At 63.2% G+C, this 25,324-nt stretch carries 23 protein-coding genes; 13 read left to right on the top strand and 10 right to left on the bottom strand.

Annotation, left to right across the window (positions count from 1 at the left end; translation table 11 throughout):
• The first annotated feature begins 36 nt into the window (after positions 1–36).
• From BPHYT_RS19805 to BPHYT_RS19780, 6 genes are read left to right on the top strand one after another with little or no spacing between them, the layout of a single operon-like run.
• Positions 37–501: a chemotaxis protein CheW gene (locus tag BPHYT_RS19805; protein WP_041759072.1), complete on the top strand. Its 465-nt coding sequence runs from the start codon at positions 37–39 to the stop codon at positions 499–501.
• Positions 498–1,928 carry a CheR family methyltransferase gene (locus tag BPHYT_RS19800; protein WP_012434879.1) on the top strand — a complete coding sequence of 477 codons (1,431 nt, stop codon included), beginning with the start codon at positions 498–500 and terminating at the stop codon, positions 1,926–1,928. The genes BPHYT_RS19805 and BPHYT_RS19800 overlap by 4 nt, the downstream gene beginning before the upstream one ends.
• Positions 1,921–2,601, top strand: a complete 681-nt coding sequence (locus tag BPHYT_RS19795; RefSeq protein WP_012434878.1) for a chemotaxis protein CheW — start codon at positions 1,921–1,923, stop codon at positions 2,599–2,601. The genes BPHYT_RS19800 and BPHYT_RS19795 overlap by 8 nt, the downstream gene beginning before the upstream one ends.
• Positions 2,598–5,012, top strand: a complete 2,415-nt coding sequence (locus BPHYT_RS19790) for a hybrid sensor histidine kinase/response regulator (RefSeq protein ID WP_012434877.1) — start codon at positions 2,598–2,600, stop codon at positions 5,010–5,012. The genes BPHYT_RS19795 and BPHYT_RS19790 overlap by 4 nt, the downstream gene beginning before the upstream one ends.
• 16 nt (positions 5,013–5,028) lie before the next feature.
• Positions 5,029–6,045: a chemotaxis response regulator protein-glutamate methylesterase gene (cheB, locus tag BPHYT_RS19785; RefSeq protein ID WP_012434876.1), complete on the top strand. Its 1,017-nt coding sequence runs from the start codon at positions 5,029–5,031 to the stop codon at positions 6,043–6,045.
• 60 nt (positions 6,046–6,105) lie between these two features.
• Positions 6,106–7,194 (top strand): diguanylate cyclase, encoded by a 1,089-nt coding sequence (locus tag BPHYT_RS19780; RefSeq protein ID WP_012434875.1) that lies wholly within the window; start codon positions 6,106–6,108, stop codon positions 7,192–7,194.
• A gap of 130 nt (positions 7,195–7,324) precedes the next feature.
• On the opposite strand, the gene mdeB is transcribed toward BPHYT_RS19780, so the two are convergent.
• Positions 7,325–10,078 carry an alpha-ketoglutarate dehydrogenase gene (mdeB, locus tag BPHYT_RS19775; RefSeq protein ID WP_012434874.1) on the bottom strand — a complete coding sequence of 918 codons (2,754 nt, stop codon included), beginning with the start codon at positions 10,076–10,078 and terminating at the stop codon, positions 7,325–7,327.
• 152 nt (positions 10,079–10,230) lie between these two features.
• On the opposite strand from mdeB, the gene BPHYT_RS19770 reads away from it, so the two are divergent.
• Entirely contained in the window at positions 10,231–10,758 is a 528-nt protein-coding gene (locus tag BPHYT_RS19770) for an Lrp/AsnC family transcriptional regulator (protein WP_012434873.1), read from the top strand.
• Positions 10,759–10,790: 32 nt separating this feature from the next.
• On the opposite strand, the gene BPHYT_RS19765 is transcribed toward BPHYT_RS19770, so the two are convergent.
• Positions 10,791–11,603, bottom strand: coding sequence for an SDR family NAD(P)-dependent oxidoreductase (locus BPHYT_RS19765; RefSeq protein WP_012434872.1), 813 nt, complete (start codon positions 11,601–11,603; stop codon positions 10,791–10,793).
• A 181-nt stretch (positions 11,604–11,784) separates the two neighbouring features.
• Here BPHYT_RS19765 and BPHYT_RS19760 point away from each other — a divergent pair, with 181 nt between their 5' ends.
• Both BPHYT_RS19760 and BPHYT_RS19755 read left to right on the top strand, forming a co-directional pair.
• A complete protein-coding gene (locus BPHYT_RS19760; RefSeq protein ID WP_012434871.1) occupies positions 11,785–12,726 on the top strand; it encodes a GlxA family transcriptional regulator in 942 nt (313 codons plus the stop codon).
• Positions 12,727–12,794: 68 nt separating this feature from the next.
• Positions 12,795–13,220, top strand: a complete 426-nt coding sequence (locus BPHYT_RS19755; RefSeq protein WP_012434870.1) for an HIT family protein — start codon at positions 12,795–12,797, stop codon at positions 13,218–13,220.
• Between the two features lie 241 nt (positions 13,221–13,461).
• Here BPHYT_RS19755 and BPHYT_RS19750 read toward each other — a convergent pair whose 3' ends face one another.
• Positions 13,462–13,671: a hypothetical protein gene (locus BPHYT_RS19750; protein ID WP_012434869.1), complete on the bottom strand. Its 210-nt coding sequence runs from the start codon at positions 13,669–13,671 to the stop codon at positions 13,462–13,464.
• Between the two features lie 93 nt (positions 13,672–13,764).
• On the bottom strand, positions 13,765–14,085 hold the full coding sequence (locus BPHYT_RS39130; RefSeq protein WP_238535605.1) for a hypothetical protein: 321 nt from the start codon (positions 14,083–14,085) through the stop codon (positions 13,765–13,767).
• Between the two features lie 142 nt (positions 14,086–14,227).
• Between BPHYT_RS39130 and speG the strand changes: the two genes are divergently transcribed.
• Positions 14,228–14,770: a spermidine N1-acetyltransferase gene (gene speG / locus BPHYT_RS19740; RefSeq protein ID WP_012434867.1), complete on the top strand. Its 543-nt coding sequence runs from the start codon at positions 14,228–14,230 to the stop codon at positions 14,768–14,770.
• A gap of 454 nt (positions 14,771–15,224) precedes the next feature.
• Positions 15,225–15,563, top strand: a complete 339-nt coding sequence (gene sap1 / locus BPHYT_RS19735) for a surface attachment protein Sap1 (RefSeq protein WP_012434866.1) — start codon at positions 15,225–15,227, stop codon at positions 15,561–15,563.
• A 258-nt stretch (positions 15,564–15,821) separates the two neighbouring features.
• Here sap1 and BPHYT_RS19730 read toward each other — a convergent pair whose 3' ends face one another.
• The 5 genes from BPHYT_RS19730 to BPHYT_RS19710 form a co-directional block, all read right to left on the bottom strand.
• Positions 15,822–17,555, bottom strand: coding sequence for an IlvD/Edd family dehydratase (locus tag BPHYT_RS19730; protein ID WP_012434865.1), 1,734 nt, complete (start codon positions 17,553–17,555; stop codon positions 15,822–15,824).
• A gap of 49 nt (positions 17,556–17,604) precedes the next feature.
• Entirely contained in the window at positions 17,605–18,609 is a 1,005-nt protein-coding gene (gene araH / locus BPHYT_RS19725) for an L-arabinose ABC transporter permease AraH (RefSeq protein ID WP_012434864.1), read from the bottom strand.
• A 75-nt stretch (positions 18,610–18,684) separates the two neighbouring features.
• Positions 18,685–20,232: an L-arabinose ABC transporter ATP-binding protein AraG gene (gene araG / locus BPHYT_RS19720; protein WP_012434863.1), complete on the bottom strand. Its 1,548-nt coding sequence runs from the start codon at positions 20,230–20,232 to the stop codon at positions 18,685–18,687.
• An 87-nt stretch (positions 20,233–20,319) separates the two neighbouring features.
• Positions 20,320–21,324, bottom strand: coding sequence for an arabinose ABC transporter substrate-binding protein (locus tag BPHYT_RS19715; RefSeq protein WP_012434862.1), 1,005 nt, complete (start codon positions 21,322–21,324; stop codon positions 20,320–20,322).
• Between the two features lie 126 nt (positions 21,325–21,450).
• Entirely contained in the window at positions 21,451–22,899 is a 1,449-nt protein-coding gene (locus BPHYT_RS19710; protein ID WP_012434861.1) for an aldehyde dehydrogenase family protein, read from the bottom strand.
• A gap of 188 nt (positions 22,900–23,087) precedes the next feature.
• Between BPHYT_RS19710 and BPHYT_RS19705 the strand changes: the two genes are divergently transcribed.
• Positions 23,088–24,065 (top strand): LysR family transcriptional regulator, encoded by a 978-nt coding sequence (locus BPHYT_RS19705; RefSeq protein ID WP_012434860.1) that lies wholly within the window; start codon positions 23,088–23,090, stop codon positions 24,063–24,065.
• A gap of 141 nt (positions 24,066–24,206) precedes the next feature.
• Entirely contained in the window at positions 24,207–24,761 is a 555-nt protein-coding gene (locus BPHYT_RS19700) for a YaeQ family protein (protein ID WP_012434859.1), read from the top strand.
• 23 nt (positions 24,762–24,784) lie between these two features.
• Here BPHYT_RS19700 and BPHYT_RS19695 read toward each other — a convergent pair whose 3' ends face one another.
• Positions 24,785–25,210: a VOC family protein gene (locus BPHYT_RS19695; protein WP_012434858.1), complete on the bottom strand. Its 426-nt coding sequence runs from the start codon at positions 25,208–25,210 to the stop codon at positions 24,785–24,787.
• Positions 25,211–25,324 lie beyond the last annotated feature (114 nt).

Here is a 25,324-nt window from a genome sequence, read left to right as displayed (position 1 = left end):
ACACCCGCACGCTCATCACCGCCCACGCACATGCCGATGCTCTTCATCCTCTTCACGCTCGATAGCGAACGGTACGTGATCGACGCGACGCAGGTGGAGCGTCTGATGCCGCTCACGCCGCAGTCGCCGCCGAAGTCAATCCCCGGCGCGCCGTCGTGGGTCGCGGGCGTGCTCGATCACGAAGGCGCGCCATTGCCGCTGATCGATCTGCCGGCGCTCGCGCTCGGCCGTCCCGCCGCGCAATTGATGTCGACGCGCATCGTGCTGGTGCGCTATCCGCATGCGGGCACGACGCGCCTGCTCGCGCTGTTGCTGGAAGGCGCGACACGCACGATTCGACTAGACGTGACGGCGTTTAACGATGCCGGCCTCGACATGCCGCACGCGCGCTATCTCGGCCCGGTCGCGAGCGAAGCGGGCGGCCTCGTTCAATGGATCCGCGTCGAGCATCTGCTGCCCGACGACGTGAAAGCGCTCCTCTTTCCCGAGGCGCACGCATGAACGCGCATCACGACAACGCACCACTCTATCGACGCTTCGCCGAGCTGTTGCATCGGACGATCGGGCTCGATGCGGCATCGCTCGGTCATAGCGCGATCGAGCGCGCGGTCGATCAGCGCGCAGCAGCGTGGTGCGCCGATGGTCACGCCGAAGCCACGCTCGCGGACTATTGGGAAGCCGCGCAATGTTCACCTTCGATGGTGCAGGCGCTGATCGAAACAGTCGTCGTGCCCGAAACCTGGTTCTATCGCGATGCCGACGCGTTCAAGGCACTCGCGCGTCTCGCGCATGAACGTCTCGCCGAGCGCGGCAATGCATTGCCGCTGCGCGTCCTGAGCCTGCCCTGTTCGACCGGCGAAGAACCGTACACGATCGCGATGACGTTGCTCGATGCAGGCTTCGACCCCGCGCAGTTGCGCATCGACGCAATGGATATCAGCGACCGCTCACTCGCCGTCGCGCAACGCGCGGTCTACGGACGCAATTCGTTTCGCGGCAATGCGTTTGCGTTCCGCGACGCTCACTTCACGCGCACCGAAGACGGCTGGCGTCTCGCACCGCGCATCGTCGAAGCCGTGCGTTTCTCGCGTGCCAATCTGATGCAACTCGACGCGTCGTCGCTCGGTGTCTATGACTTCGTGTTCTGCCGCAACGTGCTGATTTACTTCGACCGCGACGCGCAGCAAAAAGCCCTGCAGGCGCTCACCAGCGTGCTGGCGGGAAACGGCACGCTGTTCGTCGGCCCTGCGGAAACCGGGCTGCTAATGCGCTACGGCATGCAGTCCGCAAAGATCCCGCTGGCCTTCGCGTTTCATCACGGCGCGCCCGAGGAGACGCAGTGGAATAGCTGGCACACCGCGCCGCTCGCTACCGCCGCCGCGCTTGCGATGACGCATTCGCAGAATCCCGCACTCTCGTCGCCGCACGTGTTTTCCGCGGAGCCTTTCGCGTGGCCCGATCCGGTTGCGCCCACGCCGTTCAGGGGCGCGACGCAGTTCGCCCAGCGTGAGAACAGTGCGACGCAAGCGTACACGCACAAAACGCCGATGCCAGCCGCCACGCCGCCGGCATTCAACCCGTCGTTGCCGCCAGTCACCGCGCCGACCAACGCGGCACGCGACACGTTACAAGCCGCGCACGCGCTGGCTGACGGCGGCCGCCTCGCGGAAGCCGCCACGGCGATCAGCGCCTATCTGGAACACCACGCCCCACACGCCGACGCGTTTTATCTGCTTGGCGTGCTCGCCGATGCCAACGGCGACGCAAGCCTTGCGCGCAGCCAGTATCGCAAGGCGCTGTATCTCGATCCTCAGCACGCGGAAGCGCTCGCGCATCTCGCGACCTTGCTCGAACTCGAAGGCGACCGTGATGCCGCGCGCCTGTTGATGCAACGCGCGTCGCGCGCGCAGGGAGCGCAACGTGGCTGAGGTGCAAACGGTGAGCTTCGACGATTGCTGGAATCGCATCGGCGTGCGCGGCGATTCGTCGTGCGAGCGACTTGTCGAGTACGTACGCTGCCTCAATTGCCCAGTGTTCGAAACGGCCGCCGCCAAACTGCTGGAACGGCCGATTCCATTGGTGGACCTCTCGCGGCACGACGTGCGCGCGCGGGCACAACCGCAGCAAAATGCGCAAGGCGCGAGCGAATCGTTTCTCGTCTTTCGCATCGGCGACGAATGGCTCGCGCTGCCCACGCCAATCTTCAAACGCATCGTGCAGACGCGGCCGATTCATACGTTGCCGCATCGGCAGCATCGCGCGGTACTGGGCGTGGTGAATGTACAAGGTGAATTGCTGGTGTGCCTGTCGCTCGCGCACCTGCTCGGTTTCGAAACCGGCGCCAACGCACGCGACGATCGAGCGCGCCACGATCTGCCGCGTTTCCTCGTCGTCTCGCGCGCTGAAGAACACGCGGTGTTCCCGGTGGATCAGGTCGACGGCGTGCACCGGATCGCGACGGCCAGCTTGTGCGCGCCGCCCGCCACACTTTCGCATGCCGCCGCTGCCCACACGCGAGCGGTCGCGCCGTGGCGCGGCATGAGCGTCGGCCTGCTCGACGCCGACGCGCTCTTCGACACTTTGAACCGGAGCCTCGGATGACGGACGACCCGCGCCGCCCGTCGCTGATCGACCTGTTCCGCGAAGAAGCGCGGACCCAGGCGCGCGTGCTCAACGACGGCCTGCTCGCACTCGACCGCGCCCCGCGCGATGCCGCCGCGCTCGAAGCCTGCATGCGTGCCGCGCATTCGTTGAAGGGCGCGGCGCGTATTGTCGGCGTGCAGGTTGGCGTCGAGCTTGCGCATGCCATGGAGGATTGCTTCGTCGCCGCGCAGGAAGGACGTGCGTTGCTCGACGCGGCCTGGATCGACGAGTTGCTGCGCGGGGTGGATATCGTCGCGCGCATCGGCAACGATGAAGACGAGTCGGCTCGCGACGCGGTCGGCACATGTGTGGCGGCATTGCAGGCGCGGATGGCCGGTGTGCCGCCTCATGGCGCGGCGATACGGCGGGACACTACGCCGCCGGCGACCGCGGCGGTCATCGAATCGCCTGCCATCGCCCTCGGTGTAAATGCGAACCCGGACCCCGACGCCGTATTCAACTCGCTAGCCGATGCACTGCGCGCTGAAGCCAGACCGGCCGACGCTACGCCCGCGCCTACACAAGACGACAATGCTGCCCTCGCACCCGCGCAGAAGCAGCACGACCCGTTCGCCGCTCCGTTCGCGTCGAACAGCACAACCATCGCACCCGCCACCGAACCCGGCCGCATGCTCCGCGTGCGTGCCGACAACCTCGACCGTCTACTATCGCTATCCGGCGAATCGCTGGTCGAATCACGCTGGCTGAAACCCTTCGCGCAATCGATGCTGCGTATCAAACGCGTCCAACGCGACGGCACTCGCGCGCTGGACCAACTGCACGAAACGCTCGCCGACCTCAAGCTCGATCCGCGCGCCCAGGCTGCGCTCGAAGAGTTACGCCGCCTGACCGCCGAATCGCAGCATATGCTGGCCGAGCGTCTCGCCGATCTGGAGAGCTTCGACCGCCGCTCGACTCACCTGTCGCAACAACTCTACGACGCCGCCCTGCAATGCCGCATGCGTCCGTTCGGCGACGGCACCAGCGGCCTCGCACGAATGGTGCGCGACGTCGCCCGTTCGCTCGGCAAGAAAATGCGCTGGCAACTAGTGGGCGAATCGACTCAAGTGGATCGCGACATTCTCGATCTGCTCGAAGCGCCGCTTGGCCACATGCTGCGCAATGCGCTCGACCACGGCATCGAAGCACCCGCCGTGCGCCTCGCGCGCGGCAAGCCGGAAGAAGGCACGCTCACGCTCGACGCGCGTCACACCGCCGGCACGCTGCTCATCACCGTTTCCGACGACGGCGCGGGCATCGATCTCGACGCCTTGCGCGCGTCGGTCGTACGCAAAAAACTCGCGAGCGAGGAAACGGTAGCGCGCCTCTCCGAAGCCGAATTGCTCGAGTTCCTGCTGCTGCCCGGCTTCTCGCTACGCGATCAGGTGACCGAAGTCTCGGGCCGCGGCGTCGGACTCGACGCGGTGCACGACGTCGTCAAACGCGTGCGCGGCACGGTGCGAATCACGCATGAACCGGGACTCGGCACGCGCGTGCAATTGCAGTTGCCGCTGACGCTTTCGGTGATCCGCAGCCTGCTGGTCGAAGTCGCGGGCGAGCCGTATGCCGTGCCGCTCGCGCATGTGAACCGCACGCTGCACGTGAACCGCGCGGAGATCGAATTGCTCGAAGGGCATCAGCACATCGCCTTTTCCGGGCGGCGTATCGGCGTCGTCACCGCGCATCAAATTCTCGACGCCGCGCCGCCCGCGGATGAAGGCCGCACCGTCAGCATGATCGTCATCGGCGACGGCTCGCAAACCTACGGCGTGGTGGTCGACCGCTTTCTCGGCGAGCGCATGCTCGTGGTGCAGCCGCTCGATCCGCGCCTCGGCAAGATCCGCAACATCACCGCCGGCGCGCTGATGGAGAACGGCGATCCGGTGCTGATCGCCGATGTCGACGACTGGCTGCGCTCCGTCGAACGGCTTGTGGCGGGTGGCGATCTCAAGCACACGCAACACGGCGACGCGCGCGCGGCTCAGCGTGCCACGCGCCGCGTGCTGGTGGTCGACGATTCGCTCACCGTGCGCGAGCTCGAACGCAAACTGCTGGCCACGCGCGGTTACGACGTGACGATCGCCGTCGACGGCATGGACGGCTGGAACGCCGTGCGCGGCGAGCGCTTCGACCTCGTCATCACCGACATCGACATGCCGCGCATGGACGGCATCGAACTCGTCACGCTCATCAAGCGCGATCCACAGTTGCAGTCGCTGCCGGTGATGATCGTTTCGTACAAGGATCGTGAGGAGGACCGCCGCGCCGGACTGAACGCGGGCGCGGACTACTATCTGGCGAAAGGCAGTTTTCATGACGAAGCACTGCTCGATGCGGTGCGCGATCTGATCGGCGAAGCATACGGTTAGTCCCGGGGAGAAACGGATGAAAATCGGAATCGTCAACGACATGCCGCTTGCCGTCGAGGCGCTGCGCCGCGCGCTCGCGGCGCGCCACGACTACGAAGTGTTGTGGATCGCGCAGGACGGCCAGCAGGCGATCGATTTCTGCACCGCGCAGCGGCCCGACATCGTGCTGATGGATCTGGTGATGCCGAACGTCGACGGCATCGAGGCCACGCGCCGCATCATGGCGCGCGCGCCGTGCGCGATCCTGGTCGTCACCGTCGACGTGGGCGCGAACGCATGGCGCGTCTATGAAGCGATGGGCGCGGGCGCGCTCGATGCCGTCGATACGCCTTCGCTGAACGGTCCCGACGCGCACAAGAGCATCGCCACGTTGATCGCGAAGATCGACCGCATCGCGGCGCTCGTCAAGGAACGCAACGCGCCTGGTGCGGCAGCCGCGACAGCGCCCGCCTGCGTGACGAATCGCGACACGCCGCTAGTGGCGATCGGCGCATCGGCGGGCGGACCGGCGGCGCTTGCGACACTGCTCGCCGGCCTGCCGAAGGATTTCGCGGCGGCCATCGTGATCGTGCAGCACGTCGACGCGGCGTTCGCCGCCGGCATGGCGGACTGGCTGAACCAGCAGTCGGCGGTGCCGGTGCGGATCGCCCGTGAAGGCGACCGCCCGCAAGCGGGCGTCGCGCTGCTCGCCGCCACCGACGATCATCTGCATCTGAAACTGCCCAATGTGCTCGGCTATACGCGCGTGCCGGAAGAGACGCCTTACCGGCCTTCCGTCGACGTGTTCTTTCATAGCGTGGTGGCGCGCTGGCCGGCGCGCGCGGTCGGCGTGCTGCTGACCGGCATGGGCCGCGACGGCGCGATCGGACTTAAAGCGATGCGCACCAAGGGCTATCACACGATCGCGCAGGACGAGGCGACCAGCGCCGTGTACGGTATGCCGAAAGCGGCCGCGGCACTCGACGCCGCCGCCGCGATTCTGCCGTTGCCGCGCATCGCCGCCGCGCTCGTGACGGCGGTCGACGCGCGCTAAAAACGCACTCGCCACTTATGAGCCGTTTCGATTCACTCACATTCATTCTGGCTGAACATCATGGACACTCCTAAGCCGCATCAGAACGCCGCCGCGCAGGATTTCGCGTCGGACGCGGTGGACGCCCCCAATCTCGCGATCGACGATGCCCTCGCGCGCATCCTCGGCAATCCGCCCGCAGCCGAGTGCCCGATCATGGTGTTGCTGGTCGACGATCAGGCGATCATCGCCGAGGCGATCCGCCAGGCGCTGGCCGACGAACCGAGCGTCGACTTCCACTACTGCGCCTCGCCTGAAGAAGCGCTGCGCTCTGCCGCCGAAACGCGCGCGACGGTGATCCTTCAGGACCTCGTGATGCCGGGCACCGACGGCCTCACCCTCGTGCGCCAGTACCGGCAGAATGCGGCGACGCGCGACATTCCGATCATCGTCTTGTCGACCAAGGAAGAGCCGCTCGTGAAAAGCGCGGCCTTCGCCGCCGGCGCGAACGACTATCTGGTGAAGCTGCCGGACCGCATCGAGTTGATTGCGCGCATCCGCTATCACTCGCGTTCGTACCTGAACCTGATTCAACGCGACGAGGCCTACCGGGCGCTGCGTCAATCGCAGCAGCAATTGCTCGCGACGAATCTGGAATTGCAAAGGCTCACGCATTCGGACGGCCTGACGGGCCTGTCGAATCGCCGCTACCTCGATCAATATCTGGCCGCCGAATGGCGTCGCAGCACACGCGAGAAGACCGGCCTCGGTTTTCTGATGATCGATGTGGACAACTTCAAGGCTTATAACGATACCTACGGGCACGTTGCCGGCGACGAAGTCCTCAAGACAGTCGCGCATACCGTCGAATCGTGCCTCGGGCGCCCGGCGGATCTCGCGGCGCGCTTCGGTGGCGAAGAGTTCGCGGTGGTGGTGCCGGGCACGTCGTCGGGCGGCTTGCGTCTGCTCGCGGAAAAGATCCGCATTGCAATCGAAGGCCTGGCGATCCCGCATTCGGGCTCCGCCACCGGCATCGTGACGATCAGCATCGGCGCGGCGACGCTCGTGCCCACGGTCGCCGAACCGGTGACGAAGCTGATCGAAGCGGCTGATGTCGGCTTGTATCGCGCGAAGCGGGATGGGAAGAATCAGGTTGCGGTGAGCGATTGATTGTTCGGCTTACGGGTCTACTCACGCTTTATGAAAACGCGCCCATTTACCGGACGCGTTTTCATTTGCGGTAATAGCACTACCACTGGCACCGGCAGTGCGTTAAGCGGTTTCTAACGCGTGCGCTTCTTTAGCATTGCCACGACGCGTCACCAACCGGCGCACCGCCGCGATACTTGCTGCGTGCTTCGACAAGCACGCTTGCATCGATTGCGCCCTCATCCACCAACGCCTTCAACGCGGCGATCACAATCGATTTGCGGTCCACTTCGAAAAACTCGCGCAAAGCCTGACGCGTATCGCTGCGGCCGAAACCATCCGTGCCGAGCGTCACATATCGGCGCGGCACGTACGCGCGAATCAGTTCCGGCACGGCCCGTACATAGTCGGTCGCGGCGATGATCGGACCTTGCGATGCATCGAGCGCCTGCGTGACATACGGCGCCGCGCTCGCTTCGCCAAGACGCGCGAGCCGTTCCGCCGCCATGCCGTCGCGCTGCAACTCGGTGAAGCTCGTCACGCTCCACACGGCGGCGTCGATCTGCCAGTCGCCCTTCAATATCTGCTGCGCCGCGATCACTTCGCCGAGAATCGCGCCCGCGCCGAGCAATTGCACCTGAGCTTGCTTGCTCTTCTGATCCTGCACTGGCGCTCGCGCCGTCAGCGGATAGATGCCCTTGAGAATCCCTTCGCGCAGCGCCTGCAAGTCGCCGCCCGGCACTGAAGGCTGCGCGTAGTTCTCGTTCATCACCGTGACGTAATAGAACACGTCGCGCTGCTGCTCGACCATTTCACGCATGCCCTCGTCGACGATCGCGGCAACTTCGTACGCGAACGCCGGGTCGTACGCGCGGCAATTCGGAATCGTCGAGGCCGCCAGATGGCTCGAACCGTCCTGGTGCTGCAAGCCCTCGCCGCCGAGCGTCGTCTTGCCCGAGGTCGCGCCAATCAGGAAGCCGCGCGCACGCTGATCCGCGGCGGCCCAGATCAGATCGCCGATGCGCTGGAAGCCGAACATCGAGTAGTAGATATAGAACGGCAGCATCGGCAGATCGTGCACGCTGTACGACGTCGCCGCCGCGATCCACGACGACACGGCGCCCGCTTCCGAAATGCCCTCCTCCAGAATCTGGCCTTTCGTGTCCTCGCGGTAGTACAGCATCGAGCCGAGATCTTCCGGCTCGTACAACTGGCCGAGCGGCGAATAGATCCCGACCTGGCGGAACATGTTCGCCATGCCGAAAGTGCGTGCTTCGTCGGCGACGATCGGCACCACGCGTGGACCGACTTCCTGGTCTTTGAGCAGCGCGGTCAGCATGCGGACGAGCGCCATGGTCGTGGACATTTCGCGGCCGTTAGAGTCCAGCGAAAATTGCCCCCAGGAGGACACCGGCGGGACGGTCAGCCCCTTCGATGCAACTCTCCGCCTTCTGGGCAGATAGCCTCCGAGAGCCGCCCGACGTGCATGCAGGTATTGCATTTCCGGGCTGTCTTCCGCGGGTTTGTAAAACTTCACCTGTTCGACGTCCTCGTCCGTGAGGGGCAGGCGGAAACGATCGCGAAACGCCTTGAGGTCGTCGAAGCCCAGTTTCTTTTGCTGATGCGTGGTCATGCGGCCCTGGCCCGAGGTGCCCATGCCGAAGCCCTTCATCGTCTTCGCGAGAATGACCGTCGGCTGGCCGCGATGTTCGAGTGCCTTCGCGTAGGCTGCGTGCAGTTTGCGCACGTCGTGGCCGCCGCGGCGCAGGCGGTCGATGTCGTCGTCGCTCAACTGCGCGGCGAGCGCGGCAAGCTCCGGGTTCTGGCCGAAGAAGCGTTCGCGGTTATACGCGCCGTCGTTGGCCGAGAAGGTCTGGAATTGGCCGTCGACGGTATGCGCGAACGCGCGCAGCAAGGCGCCCGTGCGGTCGCGCGAGAACAGCGCGTCCCAGTCGGAGCCCCAGATCACCTTGATCACATTCCAGCCGGCGCCGATGAAGTGCGCTTCCAGTTCATCGATGATGCGGCCGTTGCTGCGCACCGGCCCGTCGAGCCGCTGCAGATTGCAGTTGATCACGAACACGAGATTGTCGAGCCCTTCGCGCGCGGCCAGCGAGAGCGCGCCGGTCGATTCCGGCTCGTCCATTTCGCCGTCGCCGAAAAAGCCCCACACCTTGCGGCCTTCCGTTTGCACGAGGCCGCGATTGGCGAGATAGCGCATGAAACGCGCTTGATAAATCGCGTTGATCGGCCCGATGCCCATCGAGCCGGTCGGGAACTGCCAGAAGTCCGGCATCAGCCACGGATGCGGATACGAACACAAACCCGGGCCGCCGATCTCGCGGCGATAGTGTTGCAAATGCTGCTCGCTTAAAAACCCTTCGAGGTAAGCCCGCGCATACACACCCGGCGACGAATGCGGCTGGAAGTACACGAGGTCGCCCGTGCCCTCTTCTCCGCCCGGCGCGGCCGCGCGAAAGAAATGATTGAAGCCGACCTCGAACAGATCCGCCGCCGACGCGTAGCTCGCGATATGGCCGCCGAGTTCGCCGTAGGCCTGGTTCGCGCGCACCACCATCGCCAAAGCGTTCCATCGCAGCGCGGCGGCGAGCCGTTCTTCGAGTTCGAGATTGCCCGGATAGCGCGGCTGCTGCTCGAACGGGATCGTGTTCTGGTATGGCGTGACGTTGGTGCGCGCTGATTCGACACCCAGCGACAGCGCGTGGCTTGCAAGCTTGTCGAACAGGAACTGCGCGCGGTCGCGACCGACATGCGCGACGACCGCATCGAGCGCTTCCAGCCATTCGGCGGTTTCCTGCGGATCCGTATCCGCCTGCTCCGCGCTTTCAACGCGTTGTGGATTGGATAACCGCAACTGCTCGCTACCGCTGGACAAATCCGTCATGGCACCACTCCCGCATCGACGCGTTCGGCTCAAGATCGAGTGAGTCAATGGTAACCATGTGCTCACAAAATGAGCCTCTCATTTGCTTGTGATCCCGGGCTGCGATAGGCTATTTATTCCGAATTCCGCCACCACGACAGAATATTTCATCTATGACCACGCCACCCAGACGGCTGGACCGCATCGACATCGGCATCCTCAGCCAGTTGCAGCAGAACGCGCGCATCACCAATGCAGATCTGGCGCGCTCGGTGAACCTGTCGCCCACGCCGTGCTTCAACCGCGTGCGGGCGCTCGAAAAGCTCGGTCTGTTCAAGCAGCAGGTCACGTTGCTGAACCCGGAGCCGCTCGGGCTGCGCATCAACGTGTTCATTCAGGTGAGTCTGGAAAAGCAGGTGGAAGACGCGCTGCAGCGTTTCGAGCAGGCGATTTCGGAGCGCCCCGAGGTGATGGAGTGCTATCTGATGACGGGCGACGCCGACTATCTGCTGCGCGTGGTGATGCCGGACATGCAGACGCTGGAGCGCTTCATCGTCGATCATCTGACGAAGATTCCGGGCATCTCCAATATCCGCTCGAGCTTCGCGCTCAAGCAGGTGCGTTACAAGACGGCGCTGCCGTTGCCGTCGTCGGGACTGACGTTGATCGATCCCGACGACGTGTCGACTGACTGGCGCTGAATGTGAATGCGCTTTTCAGTCCGTCCTTGGCGTTATGCCGCCGCGGCGCCGCGCGTGTAGCGTGCGGCCGGCAGCTTATGCGACAGGTTCGGCTGCAACTGCTGGCGTGCGTCGTTGAAGCGTTCCCAGTCGGCCGCATCCGGCAACGACGGAATCGTTACCAGTTCGCCCTGGTCGAGGCCGGCGAGCGCGGCGTCCACCATGTCTTCGGCGCTCATCACGATCTGCTGAGGCAGATGTTCGACCGCGAGTCCCGCGCGGTCCCAGAATGCCGTGCTGGTGGCGCCCGGCAACACAGCCTGCAATTGCACGCCCTTGCCGCCCACTTCGTGATGCAGCGACTGCGTCAGGTTGAGCACGTAGGCCTTGGTGCCGCTATACGTGCCGTTCAACGTCTCCGGCGACAATGCCACGATCGACGAAATGTTGATCACGATACCGTTGCCCCGCTCCACGAGACCCGGCAAGACGGCTGCCGTCAGGCGCGTGAGCGCGGTCACGTTCAGGTCGATCATTTTTTCGAGCGCGTCGACGTCCGAATCGATCAGCGAGGCGGTCGCGCCGACACCGGCGTTGTTGACCAGCATCGTGATGTCACGATCCGCGCGCAGCCTTTCTTCGATGCGGCGCACGTCGGCTTTGACGGTCAGGTCCGCGCCGATCGTTTCGACGTGGCGGCCGGTTTCCGTCGTGAGACGCTCGGCCAGGCCGTTTAACCGCTGCACGTCGCGCGCCACCAGAATCAGGTCGTAGCCGCGCCGCGCGAGGCGATCCGCATACACCGCGCCGATACCCGACGATGCACCCGTCACCAATGCCGTGCCCTTGCCTGTTTGCGTTGCCATTTGAATCTCTCCTTGCGGGCGTGGCGCTTCGCGCCTGTGCCCTGTCCGATAAGTGAATGGGGAAAACCGGGAACTCCGCCGCCGCCTGGCTGTTGTGCGGCATTGCGATGTTGACGAGGCAAGTCTAGACGCGTAGCCTGTTGTCTCAAATGTCGTATTTACCTCGTTTTAGGACATCGCGATGAGACACATCGGCGTGGTGGTTTTTCCAGGCTTCCAGATCCTCGATATGGTGGCGGTCTCGATCTTCGAGCTGGCCAACCTGGAGGCCGGCGGGCCCGAGTACGAGGTGGAGATCATTTCCGAGCATGGCGGCATGGTGCGCAGCTCGGCGGGCGTCGAGGTCGCCACCCGGCCGTTCGGCGATCCGGCGTACGACACCGTGGTGGTCACCGGAGCAATGCAGATCGCTCCATCGTCGCCGGGGTTGCGGGCGTTTCTGAACGAGGTGCTCGGCGCGGCGCGGCGCACCGCGAGCATTTGCACGGGTGCGTTCGTGCTGGCCGAGGCCGGGATTCTCGACGGCCGCCACGCGACCACCCATTGGTTTCACGCCCGCGATCTGCAGCAACGCTTTCCGCAAACGCGCGTGGATGAAGACCGCATCTTTATCGTCGACGGTTCGGTGTGGACGTCGGCGGGCATGACGGCGTGCATCGATCTGTGTCTGGCCCTGGTTGAAAACGATCTCGGCGTGGAAGTGTCGCGCGCGATCGCCAAGAAGCTCGTTGTGTACCATCGCCGCGCCGGCGGCCAGTCGCAGTTCTCGGCCATGCTGGACCTGGCGCCGAAATCCGACCGCATTCAGAACGCGCTCTCGTTTGCCAAAAGCCATCTGCGCGAACCGTTGACTGTCGAGCAACTCGCCGACGTCGCGCATCTCAGCCCGCGCCAGTTCAGCCGCGCGTTTCGCGACGAAACCCGCCAATCGCCGGCCAAAGCCATCGAGGCATTGCGCGTCGAGGCCGCGCGCGCCATGCTGGAAGCGGGCCGCCATTCCATGGAGGCAGTGGCCGCGGAAACGGGCTTCGTCGATACCGAACGGATGCGGCGCGCCTTTCTGCGCGCGTTCGGTCAGCCGCCGCAGGCGATCAAACGCGCAGCGCGCGTGGGCGTGCTGTAACACAGGTGATGGACAATGTCGGCAACAGCGCCTTACCCGATATGACCTTCCACGATAAGAGGAACGCGATGAACTACGACGACAGCAATCCCTTCGCAAGGATTCTGCGTGGCGAACTGCCCTGCATCAAGGTGGCCGAAACCGATGCCGCCCTCGCCTTCATGGATCTGATGCCGCAAGCCGACGGGCATTTGCTGGTGGTGCCGAAGGAAGCCGCCGCGGAGATTTTCGACTTGTCGGATGCCTCCACGGTGGCCTGCATGCGCATGACGCAGAAGCTCGCGATTGCGGTGCGCGCGGCGTTACGGCCGGACGGCGTGTTCATCGGACAATTCAACGGCGCCGCGGCGGGACAAACGGTGCCGCATGTGCACTTTCACGTGATCCCGCGCTGGGAAGGCCAGCCGCTGCGAATGCATGCGCGCGATGTCGCCGACGCGGACACGCTCGAAGCGCTCGCCAAACGCATTCGCTCGCATTGGCGCGCCGACTGAGGCGATGCATCGCTTGGCTCCACGCGTGGTCATGCGCCGTAACATGTGTAAAGGCCGTTGAAACCAGCGGTGTGCGCTGTACGGCTAGACTGGTTCTTGCCTTGGTTCTCGCAAGGCATTGAGTGTGGATCTCTTTTTAGCCTGCCCGACTCGGGCAGGCTTTTTTATTTGTCTTTGGGTTGGCTCGCCGCCGCGCTCGCGGCACGCATTAAAAAACCCGCACGCGGCGGGTTTGATTTCACTACCGGCGGTACGGCGCCGGCCCATGATGCGGTGGCGGACGACGATGATGACGGTGGTGATGCGGCACCGGCACGCGGTGGCAACGATTCACCAGACGGCCATGCACCCACACGCGCTTACACACCACACGCGAATGCGCTTCGGCAGCAGTCGGCACGAAGGCGATGGCGGTTCCAGCCAGCAGCATCAAAGACATCAGTTTGCGCACGAATCCTCCTGTTCAACGGGCCGCTATTTTAGGGCGGCGGGTTGATTCGTGCAGGGCGGCACGCAGGTGGACCGGGCTGGCAAGCGCGACGCGTCAGAGACGATCCCGCGAACGGCGCAGCGGATGCCGCCAGTCGATGCGGCGCGGTCTCACGTGCATCGGTCGCATCTCGTGCAAATGCCGGTGTTCCTGCCACAATTCGTCGGAGAAAAGAAAGGCGACGATGAGCAGCGGAACGACCAGAAACACGCCCAATATCAAGTTCTCGATCACGGCAGCCTCCGATTGCAGGAGCATGATTTCATTGTAGAGCACCGCGCGTACCCGTACCGTGCCGCGCACCTCACAATCACCGCGTTCGCGCCGGGCGCGGCCCTGCGACAGCGCGACGCCCTGCACGTGCGGGGCCTGCATGGTGCCTAGCTTATCGTAAGAAAGTTTCTTGGGGACGAGGGAGCTTGCAAGAACTCCCCGCACGGCGCCCTGACTAACTGGAAAGCGCGCAAGCACGCACAAACCGCGCGCATTCAAACCAGAAATTCTCGAGGGGAATCCAATGACGACCGAACGTAGCAGCGAACTCACTTTGCGCCCACTCGAGCGCACCGATCTGCGCTTTGTGCATGAAGTGAACAACAACGCGAAAATCATGCGTTACTGGTTCGAGGAGCCGTATGAAACCTTCTCGGAACTGACCCAGCTTTACGACCAGCACGTGCACGATCTGCGCGAACGACGCTTCGTGGCGATCGACAACGAGGGGCAGACGGTCGGCGTGGTCGAGTTGATTGAACTGGACTATATCCATCGACGCGGCGAGTTTCAGATCATCATCGCGCCGCATGCGCAAGGCCGTGGCTACGCGACCCTCGCCACCCAGCTCGCCACTGACTATGCGTTTTCGGTGTTGAACTTGCGCAAGGTCTATCTGATCGTCGACAAGTCGAACACAGCGGCGATCCACGTCTATGAAAAGTGCGGTTTCAGGCACGAAGCCGAATTGATCGAGGAGTTCTTCGGCAACGGCAGCTATCACAACGCCTTGCGGATGTGCATGTTCCAGTCCGAGTTCTTCGAGGCGAATCGACGCGTCGACTGAAGCCACGGACGCGCGTGCGGGCTGCCCTTTTGGCGCTCCTGCGCGCACCGCTCGTCAAGCTGGCACTCTTTATCTTCTGCAAGCACACCGTTATTTCTTGATTTTGCTTTAGTCCGTTGAATGACTTGGTGTGCAACGCACCAAATGCGCGGATTAATTGTAGTAAATCACTTAATTGGTGCTTCTCGTTTACGCGCATACGCGCCGCAAAGCTTTACTGGTTAAAGCGGTGTGGCCTGCCTGCCTTTTCGTTATTCGTCGCAACCACCGCCAATTAAGCCGTTGCTCAACGATTAAGCAGGCGAAAATGACGGTGCGACATTTCGCCGCTGTTGCGACCGCACACAAGATGTGCTTGTCGTTCTCTCGCGTTCTCCTAAAGTGCAAGATGCGGGTTCAAAGTTAAAGTTAAATACATAGCTAACCTGAGTATCCACCCGCACCGGAGGAAAATATGAAAATGCGAATCGCCGTTGTTTTCGCCATTGCGGGATTGGCTGCCGCTACTGTTCAGGCGCAAGACGTCATGATCAAGCCGCAGCAAACCATCCAGTTCAAGGCCAACGCATATGGCTGCCTGTCGAAGGATAAACTCGACGCCGCCGACCAGCATGCGCAAGCCGGTGAACAGCAAAAAATGCAGGAATTCTTCTCCGGATATCAATGCGTTTCCACTCCGGAAAACTCGAGCTTCCGTGTCGTCCGCGTGGTCGGTCACGACATCGAATTTGTGAATTCCGGTAATAGCGATACGCAAGGCCTTTGGGCAAACGATCGATTCATCAAGCAATAAGCTGAACGCCGTCCATTCCGGCGAAATGCCGGAGTGTGATTTTGTGCGTGTCTGTCCTCTGCCTTGATAAGCCGGAGGTGGTGAAGCTGTGAGTTAAAAATCGGCTGGGCATAACAATGCCTGGCCGATTTTATTTGCGCGCGCCTGCTTCGCTTCTGAACGGACAGAAAAAAGCCGATGCGGATTGTCTCGATCCGCATCGGCAGTACGCCTTCTCGCAAAGCGCAGGGAACAACCGTTTAACGTATGACCGGCCGCTCAGTGTGAATCGCGCGGCACCGGAGCGCCGCTCGATCCCACCAGAAAGTCGAGATCCGCGCCCTGGTCCGCTTGCAGCACGTGCTCGACGTAGAGCTTGTAGTAGCCGCGTTTTGGCGCCTCGGGCGCCTGCCATGCGGCGCGCCGGCGTGCGAGTTCCTCGTCGGTGACGTCGAGGTGCAGGCGGCGTTCTTCGACGTCCAGTTCGATCATGTCGCCGGTCTGCACGAACGCGAGCGGGCCGCCCGCGGCCGCTTCCGGCGACACATGCAGCACCACCGCGCCGTACGCCGTGCCGCTCATGCGGCCGTCGGAAATGCGCACCATGTCCGTGATGCCTTTTTGCAGCACCTTTTTCGGTAGCGGCATATTGCCGACTTCCGCGAAGCCCGGATAACCCTTCGGCCCCGCGCCCTTGAGCACCATGATGCAATGCTCGTCGATATCGAGCGACTCGTCGTCAATCTTGGCGTGCAGTTCCTCGATGTTCTCGAACACCACCGCGCGACCGCGATGCTTGAGCAACGACGCCGTTGCCGCCGACGGCTTGATCACCGCGCCATTCGGCGCGAGGTTGCCCTTGAGCACCGCGATACCGGCCTTCGGCTTGAACGGCTCGGCGAAGGTCGTGATGACCTTCTCGTCGTAATTCGCCGCATTGCGCACGTTGTCCCAAAGGGTCTTGCCGTTCACGGTCAACGCTTCTTTGTGCAAGAGCCCTTGCTCGCCGAGTTGCTTCAACACCGCCGGCAAACCGCCCGCGTAGTAAAAGTCCTCCATCAGATATTCACCGGACGGTTGCAGATTCACGAGACACGGCACGTTCGATCCCAGCTCCCAATCCTCCAGCGACAACTCCACGCCAATGCGCTTGGCCAGCGCGATCAGATGGACGACCGCATTGGTCGAGCCGCCGATCGCCGCATTCGTGCGGATCGCGTTTTCGAAGGCCTGGCGCGTGAGGATCTTGTCCATCGTCAGATCCTCGCGAACCATGTCGACGATGCGCCGGCCCGCGAGATGCGCGAGCACCTGGCGGCGCGCGTCGACGGCCGGAATCGCCGCGTTGTGCGGCAAGCCCATGCCGAGCGATTCGACCATCGAGGCCATGGTCGACGCCGTGCCCATCGTCATGCAGTGGCCGCGCGAGCGGTTCATGCACGACTCGGCTTCGGTGAATTCTTCCTGCGTCATCGTGCCGGCGCGCACTTCCTCGGACATCTGCCAGACGCCCGTGCCAGAGCCGATGTTCTTGCCGCGAAACCGGCCGTTGAGCATCGGGCCGCCGGAAACGGCCAGCGCGGGCAGATTGCACGACGCCGCGCCCATCAGCAGCGCGGGCGTGGTCTTGTCGCAGCCGACCAGCAGAATCACGCCGTCCATCGGATTGCCGCGAATCGACTCCTCGACATCCATGGAGGCGAGGTTGCGAAACAGCATCGCAGTAGGCCGCAAATTGGTCTCGCCGAGCGACATCACGGGAAACTCGAGCGGCAAGCCGCCGGCTTCATGCACGCCTTTCTTCACGTACTCCGCCAGCTCGCGAAAATGCGCGTTGCACGGCGTCAGTTCCGACCACGTGTTGCAAATGCCGATCACCGGGCGTCCGTCGAATTCGTCGTGCGGGATGCCCTGGTTTTTCATCCACGAGCGATGTAGAAAACCGTCGCGGTCCTTGAGGCCGAACCACGCCTGGCTGCGTAGCGGCTTTTTAGTCTGGTTCGAATCAGCCATGAAATCTCCTGTTGGCAAACGTGGGGGCGGGGCGCTTGTATGTGGACAATCAGTGCACGCGCTTGCTACGGCGGAACTGATCGAACAGCACCGCTAGCAGCAGGATCCCGCCGCGAATAAGGTATTGGTAAAAGGTCGGTACATTGAGCAGGCTCATGGCGTCCTGCACCGAGCCCATGATCAGCACGCCGACCAGCACACCGGAAATCGTCGCGACGCCGCCCGTGAGCGAGACGCCGCCGAGCACGCATGCGGAAATCACGCCGAGTTCGAGGCCGACCGAGGTCTTCGGATCGCCCAGACTCATACGTGACGCAAGCATCACGCCTGCGAATCCGGTGACGAGGCCCTGCAATACGAACACTGTGATCTTGATCCGCGTCACCGGCAAGCCCGCCAGCAACGCAGCCTCGCTATTGCCGCCGACGGCCAGCACGTTCTTGCCGAACACGGTTTTCTTCAGCAAAAAGCCGAACAGCACGAAGCCAATGATGTTGCTCCAGATCGGATACGAAATGCCGAGGAACGCGCCGCCGCCGAGGTCGAAGAAACGTTCTTCGGAAATCATCACGGCGTCGCCGTTCGAGGTGATGTAGGCGAGGCCGCGCACGACCTCCATCATGGCCAGCGTGACGATCAGCGAATTGATTTTGTAGCGCGCAACCAGCACACCGTTGACGAGCCCAACCGCGCCGCCCGCAAGCACGCCGGCCGCGACGCCGAGGATCACGCTATGCGTCGCGGTGATCAAGGTGGACGCCACCACGCCCGCGAACGCGACGATCGACGCCACCGACAAATCCACTTCGCCGAGCGCGAGAACGAACATCATCGTCACGGAGATGGAGCCGATCAGCGTGACGGAGAGCAGCAAGCCCTGGATGTTTCGCGAGCTTAAAAAATCCGGCACGGTGAACGACAAAGCCGCGAACAGAATCACGAACACCATCACGATGCCCGACTTGTTGATCAGGTCCCAGGTACGCGCGGCGCGCGCGCTCAAGCCCGCTGAGGCGACCGCTGGGGTGGAGGAATCGGTTGAAGGTGTCTGCATGGTGTTTATTCCGTTTCTATGGCTATGCCGTGATTCGATTCGGTTGCTTCGCTGTGTTGAGGATTCAGGGCGGCGTCAACGGGGCAGGGCGAGCTTGATCAGCGCATCCGGCGTGGCCTGCGCCTTGGGCAGATCGCCGACGATGCGGCCTTCTTTCATCACGATCACGCGATCCGCCACCCCGATCACTTCCGCGAGATCGCTCGACACGACGATCACCGTGCGGCCCGCTTCGGCGAGCCCATACAGCAGCCCATAAATCTCGCTGCGCGCGCCGACGTCGATGCCGCGCGTGGGTTCGTCCATGAGGAAAACGTCGATGTCTTCGGCAAGCCAGCGCGACAGAATCACCTTCTGCTGATTGCCGCCGGACAGCGTGCCGATCGGCGTATCGCCATTGCGCGTCTTGATCGCAAGCTTGCCGATGAACTCTTTGGCGGTCTGCGCTTCCTTGCGTCCGTTGAGCACGTTGAAGCGGCTGAAATGGCGCCGGCAGCTGATGTTGAGGTTGTCCGATACCGAGGCGATCGAAACGATGCCTTCCTGCTTACGGTCTTCGGGACACAACGCCACGCCCGCGCGCACGGCGTCACGCGGTGTGGCAAAACGCACGCGCTTGCCTTTGAGCGCAATCTCCCCGGCATCCGGTTTGACCGCGCCATAGATGAGCTTCATCAGCTCGGAGCGTCCCGCGCCGACTAGCCCGAAGAAGCCGACGATTTCGCCTTTGCGTGCCGTGAAAGAAGCCGGCTCGCGCAGCCCGCGTCCCATCATTTCCTTCACGTCGAGTTGCACGTCGCCGAGATCGCGCGAGCGATAGCCGTACACGTCGGCGATCGAACGGCCCACCATGCAGCTGATCAGGCGATCACGGTCGAGTCCTTCACCCGCTTCAAATGTATCGATGCGGCGACCGTCGCGAAACACGGTGACGCGATCGCACAGTTCGTAGACTTCATCCATCCGATGCGTGACATAGATGATCGCGCGGCCTTCGGCCTTCAACGCGCGAATGATCCGGAAGAGCTGCGTCGTCTCGCGCGACGACAGCGAACTGGTCGGTTCGTCGAACGCGATCACGCGCGCGTCGCGCATCAGCGCCTTGCCGATTTCGATCATTTGCCGCTGGCCGATCGAAAGATTCTTGACCTGCTGCGACGGATCGATTTTTTCGCCGAGCCGTTCCAGTTCCCGCACGGCACGCGCGACCAGCGCTTTTTCGTCCAGTATGCCGAAGCGATTCGGCAGGGCACCGAGCATCAGATTTTCCGCAACCGTCAGTTCCGGCACGAGATGCAGTTCCTGATAGATGATCGCCACGCCCGCGGCAATCGCGGCTTTGGTCGTGATGAATTGCTGTTCGACGCCATCGAGCGACAAGGTGCCCGCCGCCGGTTGATTCACGCCGGACAGCACCTTGAGCAGCGTCGACTTGCCGGCGCCGTTTTCGCCCATCAAGCCGTGCACTTCGCCGCGCCGCACTTCGAGCGACACCTGGTCGAGCGCGAGCACGCCGGGAAAGCGCACGGTGATGCCGTCGAGCCGCAGATAGGGCTCGGTGGAGGCGAGCGCGGGCGAGGGCGCTGCTTGCGCAGCGTGGGACTCGGTGTGTGAAGACGTCATCGAAAAACCTCAAGCTGGTGAACAACCTGTGCGGACCGCTCTCACCTGAGCGAGAGACGGTCCGCAGCGTGCAAACTCGAATACCGCTTAAATACCGAGCTCTTTGCGCACGTCCTGCCAGTTGCTACGCACCATCAGCTTGCCGGTGGTCTGCGTATCGGCGGGCGGCTGCTTGCCGTCCTTGATCCACTCGACCAGGTTTTCCGTGCTTTCCTTGCCGTGCATTGTCGAGCTCACGGCGATCGTGCCGTAGAAGCCCGTCGGTTCCTTCTTCTGGAATTCGGCGAACGCTTCGCCCGCGCCGTTGATGCCGACACCAATCACATCCGCGGCGGGAATATGCAATTGCTCGGTCGCGCGCACGCCGCCCAGCACGCTTTCCTCGTTGAGCGCGAAGATCACCCATTTCTTGATGTTCGGATGCTGTGCGAGCACCGGCGAGGAGGCGTTGAAACCGCCTTCGTCATCCGTCGTCTTTTGCGGGGCGTCGAAGATGTTTTCCTTCTTGAAGCCGCCTGCCAGCAGCGATTGCGTCGCGCCGTCAGTGCGCAGCTTCGCGGTCGGCAATTCGTAGTTCGTGATGCGCAGCGCGCCGACTTCTTCCGGCTTCCAGCCGCGGCGTTTCATTTCTTCGGAGATCGCCGTGCCGACCTGATTGCCGATCTTGAACGCGGACATGCCCAGATGCGGCACGTTCGGCAGCGGCTTGCCGGTGGAGTCGACGAGTTGATCGTCGACGGTGACGAACTTCATGTTGTAGCGCTTCGCCCGCGCCTGGATTGCCGGTCCGAGACGCACGTCGGGTGCACAGATCACGAAGCCTTTGGCGCCTTGTGCGCCGAGGTTGTCGATCGCGGCCAGCACTTTTTCACCGTCCGGCGTGCCGATGTTCACCACGGAGAAGCCGTCCTTCTGGCCGAGCGCGCTCGCGGCTTTCTGTTCGTTGATGAACCATGCCTGCTCCGGCATCTTCACGAGGAAGCCGACTTTGAGCGGCGCATCCGCATGCGCGGAAAGTTGCATGGCAAAGGGCGCGGCGAGGGCGGCGGCCGCCATCGCGGATAGCGTCAAACGGCGAAGCTTGCTGGTCATATCTGTCTCCTGAAGTTAAAAAAGCTGCGTTGATTTGTTTGATTGCAGCGGGTGATGCACGGCGGCGTCAGCGGGGACGCGGATGAACGTTGGGGTGCGTGGCGAGGTGAAGCGATCGCATGACCATCAGCCCGCCACGTACGCCGTTTTGACAGCGCTCCAGAAGGCCGAGTCCGTCGCGCCATAAGCAGACGCTTTGCGGCCGCCGCCGGGCGCGTGATGCTCGACGGCAGTGGTCGGCAGATTGATCGTGACGAGGCCGCTATGCACATGACGGCGGAAATGCCGCGCCCGATTGAGCGAGCGCGTGCAAATGCCGGCGCACAGACCGTAAGCGGTGTCGTTCGCGAGATGCAGCGCGTGGTCGTAGTCGTCCGCGCGCAGCACGACGGCGATGGGGCCGAAGATTTCCTCCCGCGCGACACGGTGTTCCGGTTCGCCGATAAAGAGCGCCGGTTCGAAAAAATAGCCACGTGTCGCGCGTTCCAGCTGCCGGCCGCCGCGCAGCAATTGCGCGCCTTCCTGCTGACCGATGCGCACGTAGTCGAGATTGCGCTCCAATTGCGCGGCGTTGGCCACGGGACCCATATCCGTGCCGTGCTTCAAGGCATGATCGATCGAGAGTCTGGCGAGCTTCGCCTGCAATGCATCCACGAACGGTTCGAACACCGCGCCTTCGACGATCAGTCGCGCCGCCGCCGTGCTGCGTTGGCCCGTCGCGCCATAGGCGCCGCTCAAGGCGGCCTCGACGGCGCCTTCGAGATCGGCGTCGGCCAATACGACGAAGGGATTCTTGCCGCCCATCTCCAGTTGCACGCGCACCTGGCGCGCGACGGCAGCTTGCAGCACGCGCGTGCCGGTTTCCGCCGAACCGGTGAAGCTGATCGCCGCCGTCAGCGGATGCGCGGCGATTCGCGCGCCGACCTGACGGCCGCTGCCCATCACAAGGTTGAACACGCCCGCGGGCAAACCCGCGCGGCTGATGATCGAGGCCAGCGCCGCCGCGCAAGCCGGCGTCGATTCGGCCGGTTTGAAGACGACGCAATTGCCATGGGCCAGCGCCGCGCCGATCTTGGCCGCCGCAACCGCCAGCGGCGCGCTCCATGGCGCGATGATGCCGACCACGCCGAGCGGTTCGCGCGTCACGTCGATCTCGACACCGGCACGCGCCGACGCGACGGGCTCGGTGAAGGCGCGCATTGCTTCGGCCGCGCAGAGCTTGAAGATCTGCCCGGCGCGCGTCGCTTCTGTCAAGGCGTCGGGCAGCGTCTTACCGACTTCACGCGCCAGCAGCCGGCCGAGCTCGTCGCGGCGCGCGAGCATCTCGCTGCCGATGGCATCGAGCGCGTCCGCGCGGCGCTGCGCCGAACCCAACGACCACTCGCGGAAGGCCGCGTGCGCCGCTTCAATGGCCATATCGGTTTGCCGCACGTCGGCACGCACATATTCGCCGACCGGATCGTCCAGGTCCGACGGATTGAGCGACACGCCCGTGGTCGCGCCCGTCTCCCATCCGCCATTGATGTAGTGGCGCAACGGACTTGCAACGAGTGGGACGAGCGGATCGCGGTTCATCGACTAAAAGGCGCCACATAAGGAAGCTCAGAAAGTCCACGAATGGTATGAGCCGCCCCAATAACTTTCCAATCCCTTTTTAGGCTATCCCGATATCAATTCCGGTATGGCATGATGGAGCCTTGCATTGCCAGAGTTCGCGGCTCGTGACTGCGAGCCGCCTCATCGAAACCGGTCGGAGACAGGCCATGACGCGTAGCTACTCGAACTGGTTCGTGCGGGCGCGGCTCAAGACGCGGCAGTTGCTATTGCTCGCGGCAATGGAAGAGGAGGGCAATGTCCGGCGTGCCGCCGACGTGCTCGGCATGACCCAGCCTGCCGCGTCGCGTCTGCTGAAAGAACTCGAGGACATGCTGGAAGTGAGCCTGTTCGACCGTACGCCGCATGGCATGCATGCCACGCTGTACGGCGAGGTCATGATCCGTCATGCGCGCATGGTGCTGTCGAATCTGAGTCATGCGCACGACGAAATCTCGGCGTTGCGTTCGGGGTTGGCGGGGCAAGTGCGGATCGGCGTGATCGCGGCGGCCGCGGCGACCATGGTGCCGCGCGCGATCGCCAGCGTGAAGGAACGCTATCCGCAACTGCAAATCTGGGCAGAAGTCGAAACCTCCGATGTAATGCTGCCGCGACTGGCGGAAGGCGAACTGGACATCATGATCGGCCGCGTATTGGAGCGGCAGAATCAGTTCAAGACCGAAGTGCGCTACGAACCGCTCGCCGACGAACCGCTTTGCGTGGTGGCGCGTCCCGGCCATCATCTCGAAAATGAGACAGGTTTGACACTGCGTGGAATCGTCAATGCGAGCTGGGTTTTACATCCTCCGGGCAGCGTTTTACGTCACCGCTTCGATCTGATGTTTTCGCAAATCGGGCTGAATCCGCCGCAAAACGTGGTCAATACCAACAATTTTCTGGCGATTTCGAGCCTGCTGCTCCAAAGCGACATGTTGGCGGTTTTACCGGACGAAGTGGCGCGTCAGTACCAACAGTACGGCGTTCTGAAGCGGATACCGATCGATTTACCGTGCAGGATGGACACATTCGGTATCATCACGCGCCAGTCGCACCTGCTTTCTCCGGCGGCCTCGGTGGTGCTCGAAGCCTTGCGGGAAGCCGCTGGCGAGGTCTACGGCACCGCTTTCGAACCGACAGTGGCGCGATAAATGCTTCTCTCGCGGTATGCAAGCCGGCAGACGGCGCGGGAGGAACAGAAGATGTACAACAAACACGGAAAACGGCAACGCGCCGTCGACGATTCTTTTTCAGTTCGCTCCGGTGGAGCGAGCGCCTGGTTTAGCAACGGCATGGCTCTCAAATCGACGATTTACAAGGCGGAACTGCAGATCGCCAACATGGACCGGCATTACTACGCCGACCATTCACTGACGATCGCACGCCACCCCTCCGAAACCGACGAACGGATGATGGTCCGCGTCGCCGCGTTCGCGCTGTTCGCGCAGGAACGGCTCGAATTCTGCAAAGGTTTGTCGGATGTGGACGAGCCGGATCTGTGGGAAAAGGATCTGACCGGCGCGATCGAAACCTGGATCGAAGTCGGCCAGCCGGATGAACGGCGCATCGCCAAAGCGAGCGGCCGCTCGAACGAAGTGATCGTGATCGCCTACGGCGGCCGCGCGTCGGACATCTGGTGGCAAGGCGTGCGCAACAAGGTGGACCGTATGCGCAACGTGACGGTATGGACGCTCGGCGAAGACGTCGCCACGGCCCTCGGCTCGCTCGCCGAACGGACCATGCGGCTGCAATGCACCGTGCAGGACGGCGAAGCGTGGCTTGGCAGCGCTGAGGCCGATGCGGTGAAAATCGAATGGACAGTGTTGAAGGCGCCCGCCAACGCCTGACGCTTCCTTCAATGGCTTAAGTCTCAGAGCGACGTGACGCGCGCCGCTTCCGGCGGCCCCTTGAGTTCGACCATGTTGCCTTCCGGGTCGAACAGATACAGCGACTGTCCATAGCCGTCAGCGCCGTAGCGCTGCCCCAGTTCGCCTAGCCGCGCGCCGTGTTCGACCAGATGCGCCTTGAGCGCTTCGGCGTCGAACGGATCGATGCGCAAACACACGTGATCCATATTCCGCCCGGTGCCCGGCACGCCGTTTTCAGCGTGGTCGAGTTTGGCGCCCACCTGCAACAGATCAATCAGCGAGCGCCCTGCGCGTAGCTGGGTCAGGCCCAGATCGCGTTGTTCCTTCTCGACGCTGCAGCCGAGTACGTCGCAATAGAAACGCGCCATGGCCTCGACGTTCGTCGCCCGAATGACTACGTGGTCGATCTCGCGAATGTGGATTTTCATGTGGAACGCCCCTTGGCTGGCCCGCAAAACCGGTGAATTGCCAGTGTAGAAGAAGAAAGGGCGGCGCTGCGAGTGCAGGTCGTGAAAGCCCCCGTGAGGGCCGGATCAGGACCG

The sequence above is a fragment of the Paraburkholderia phytofirmans PsJN genome, assembly GCF_000020125.1.
GTDB lineage: Bacteria > Pseudomonadota > Gammaproteobacteria > Burkholderiales > Burkholderiaceae > Paraburkholderia > Paraburkholderia phytofirmans.
Note: the sequence above shows the minus strand (reverse complement) of the source record. Positions and strands in the feature narration are given on the sequence as shown.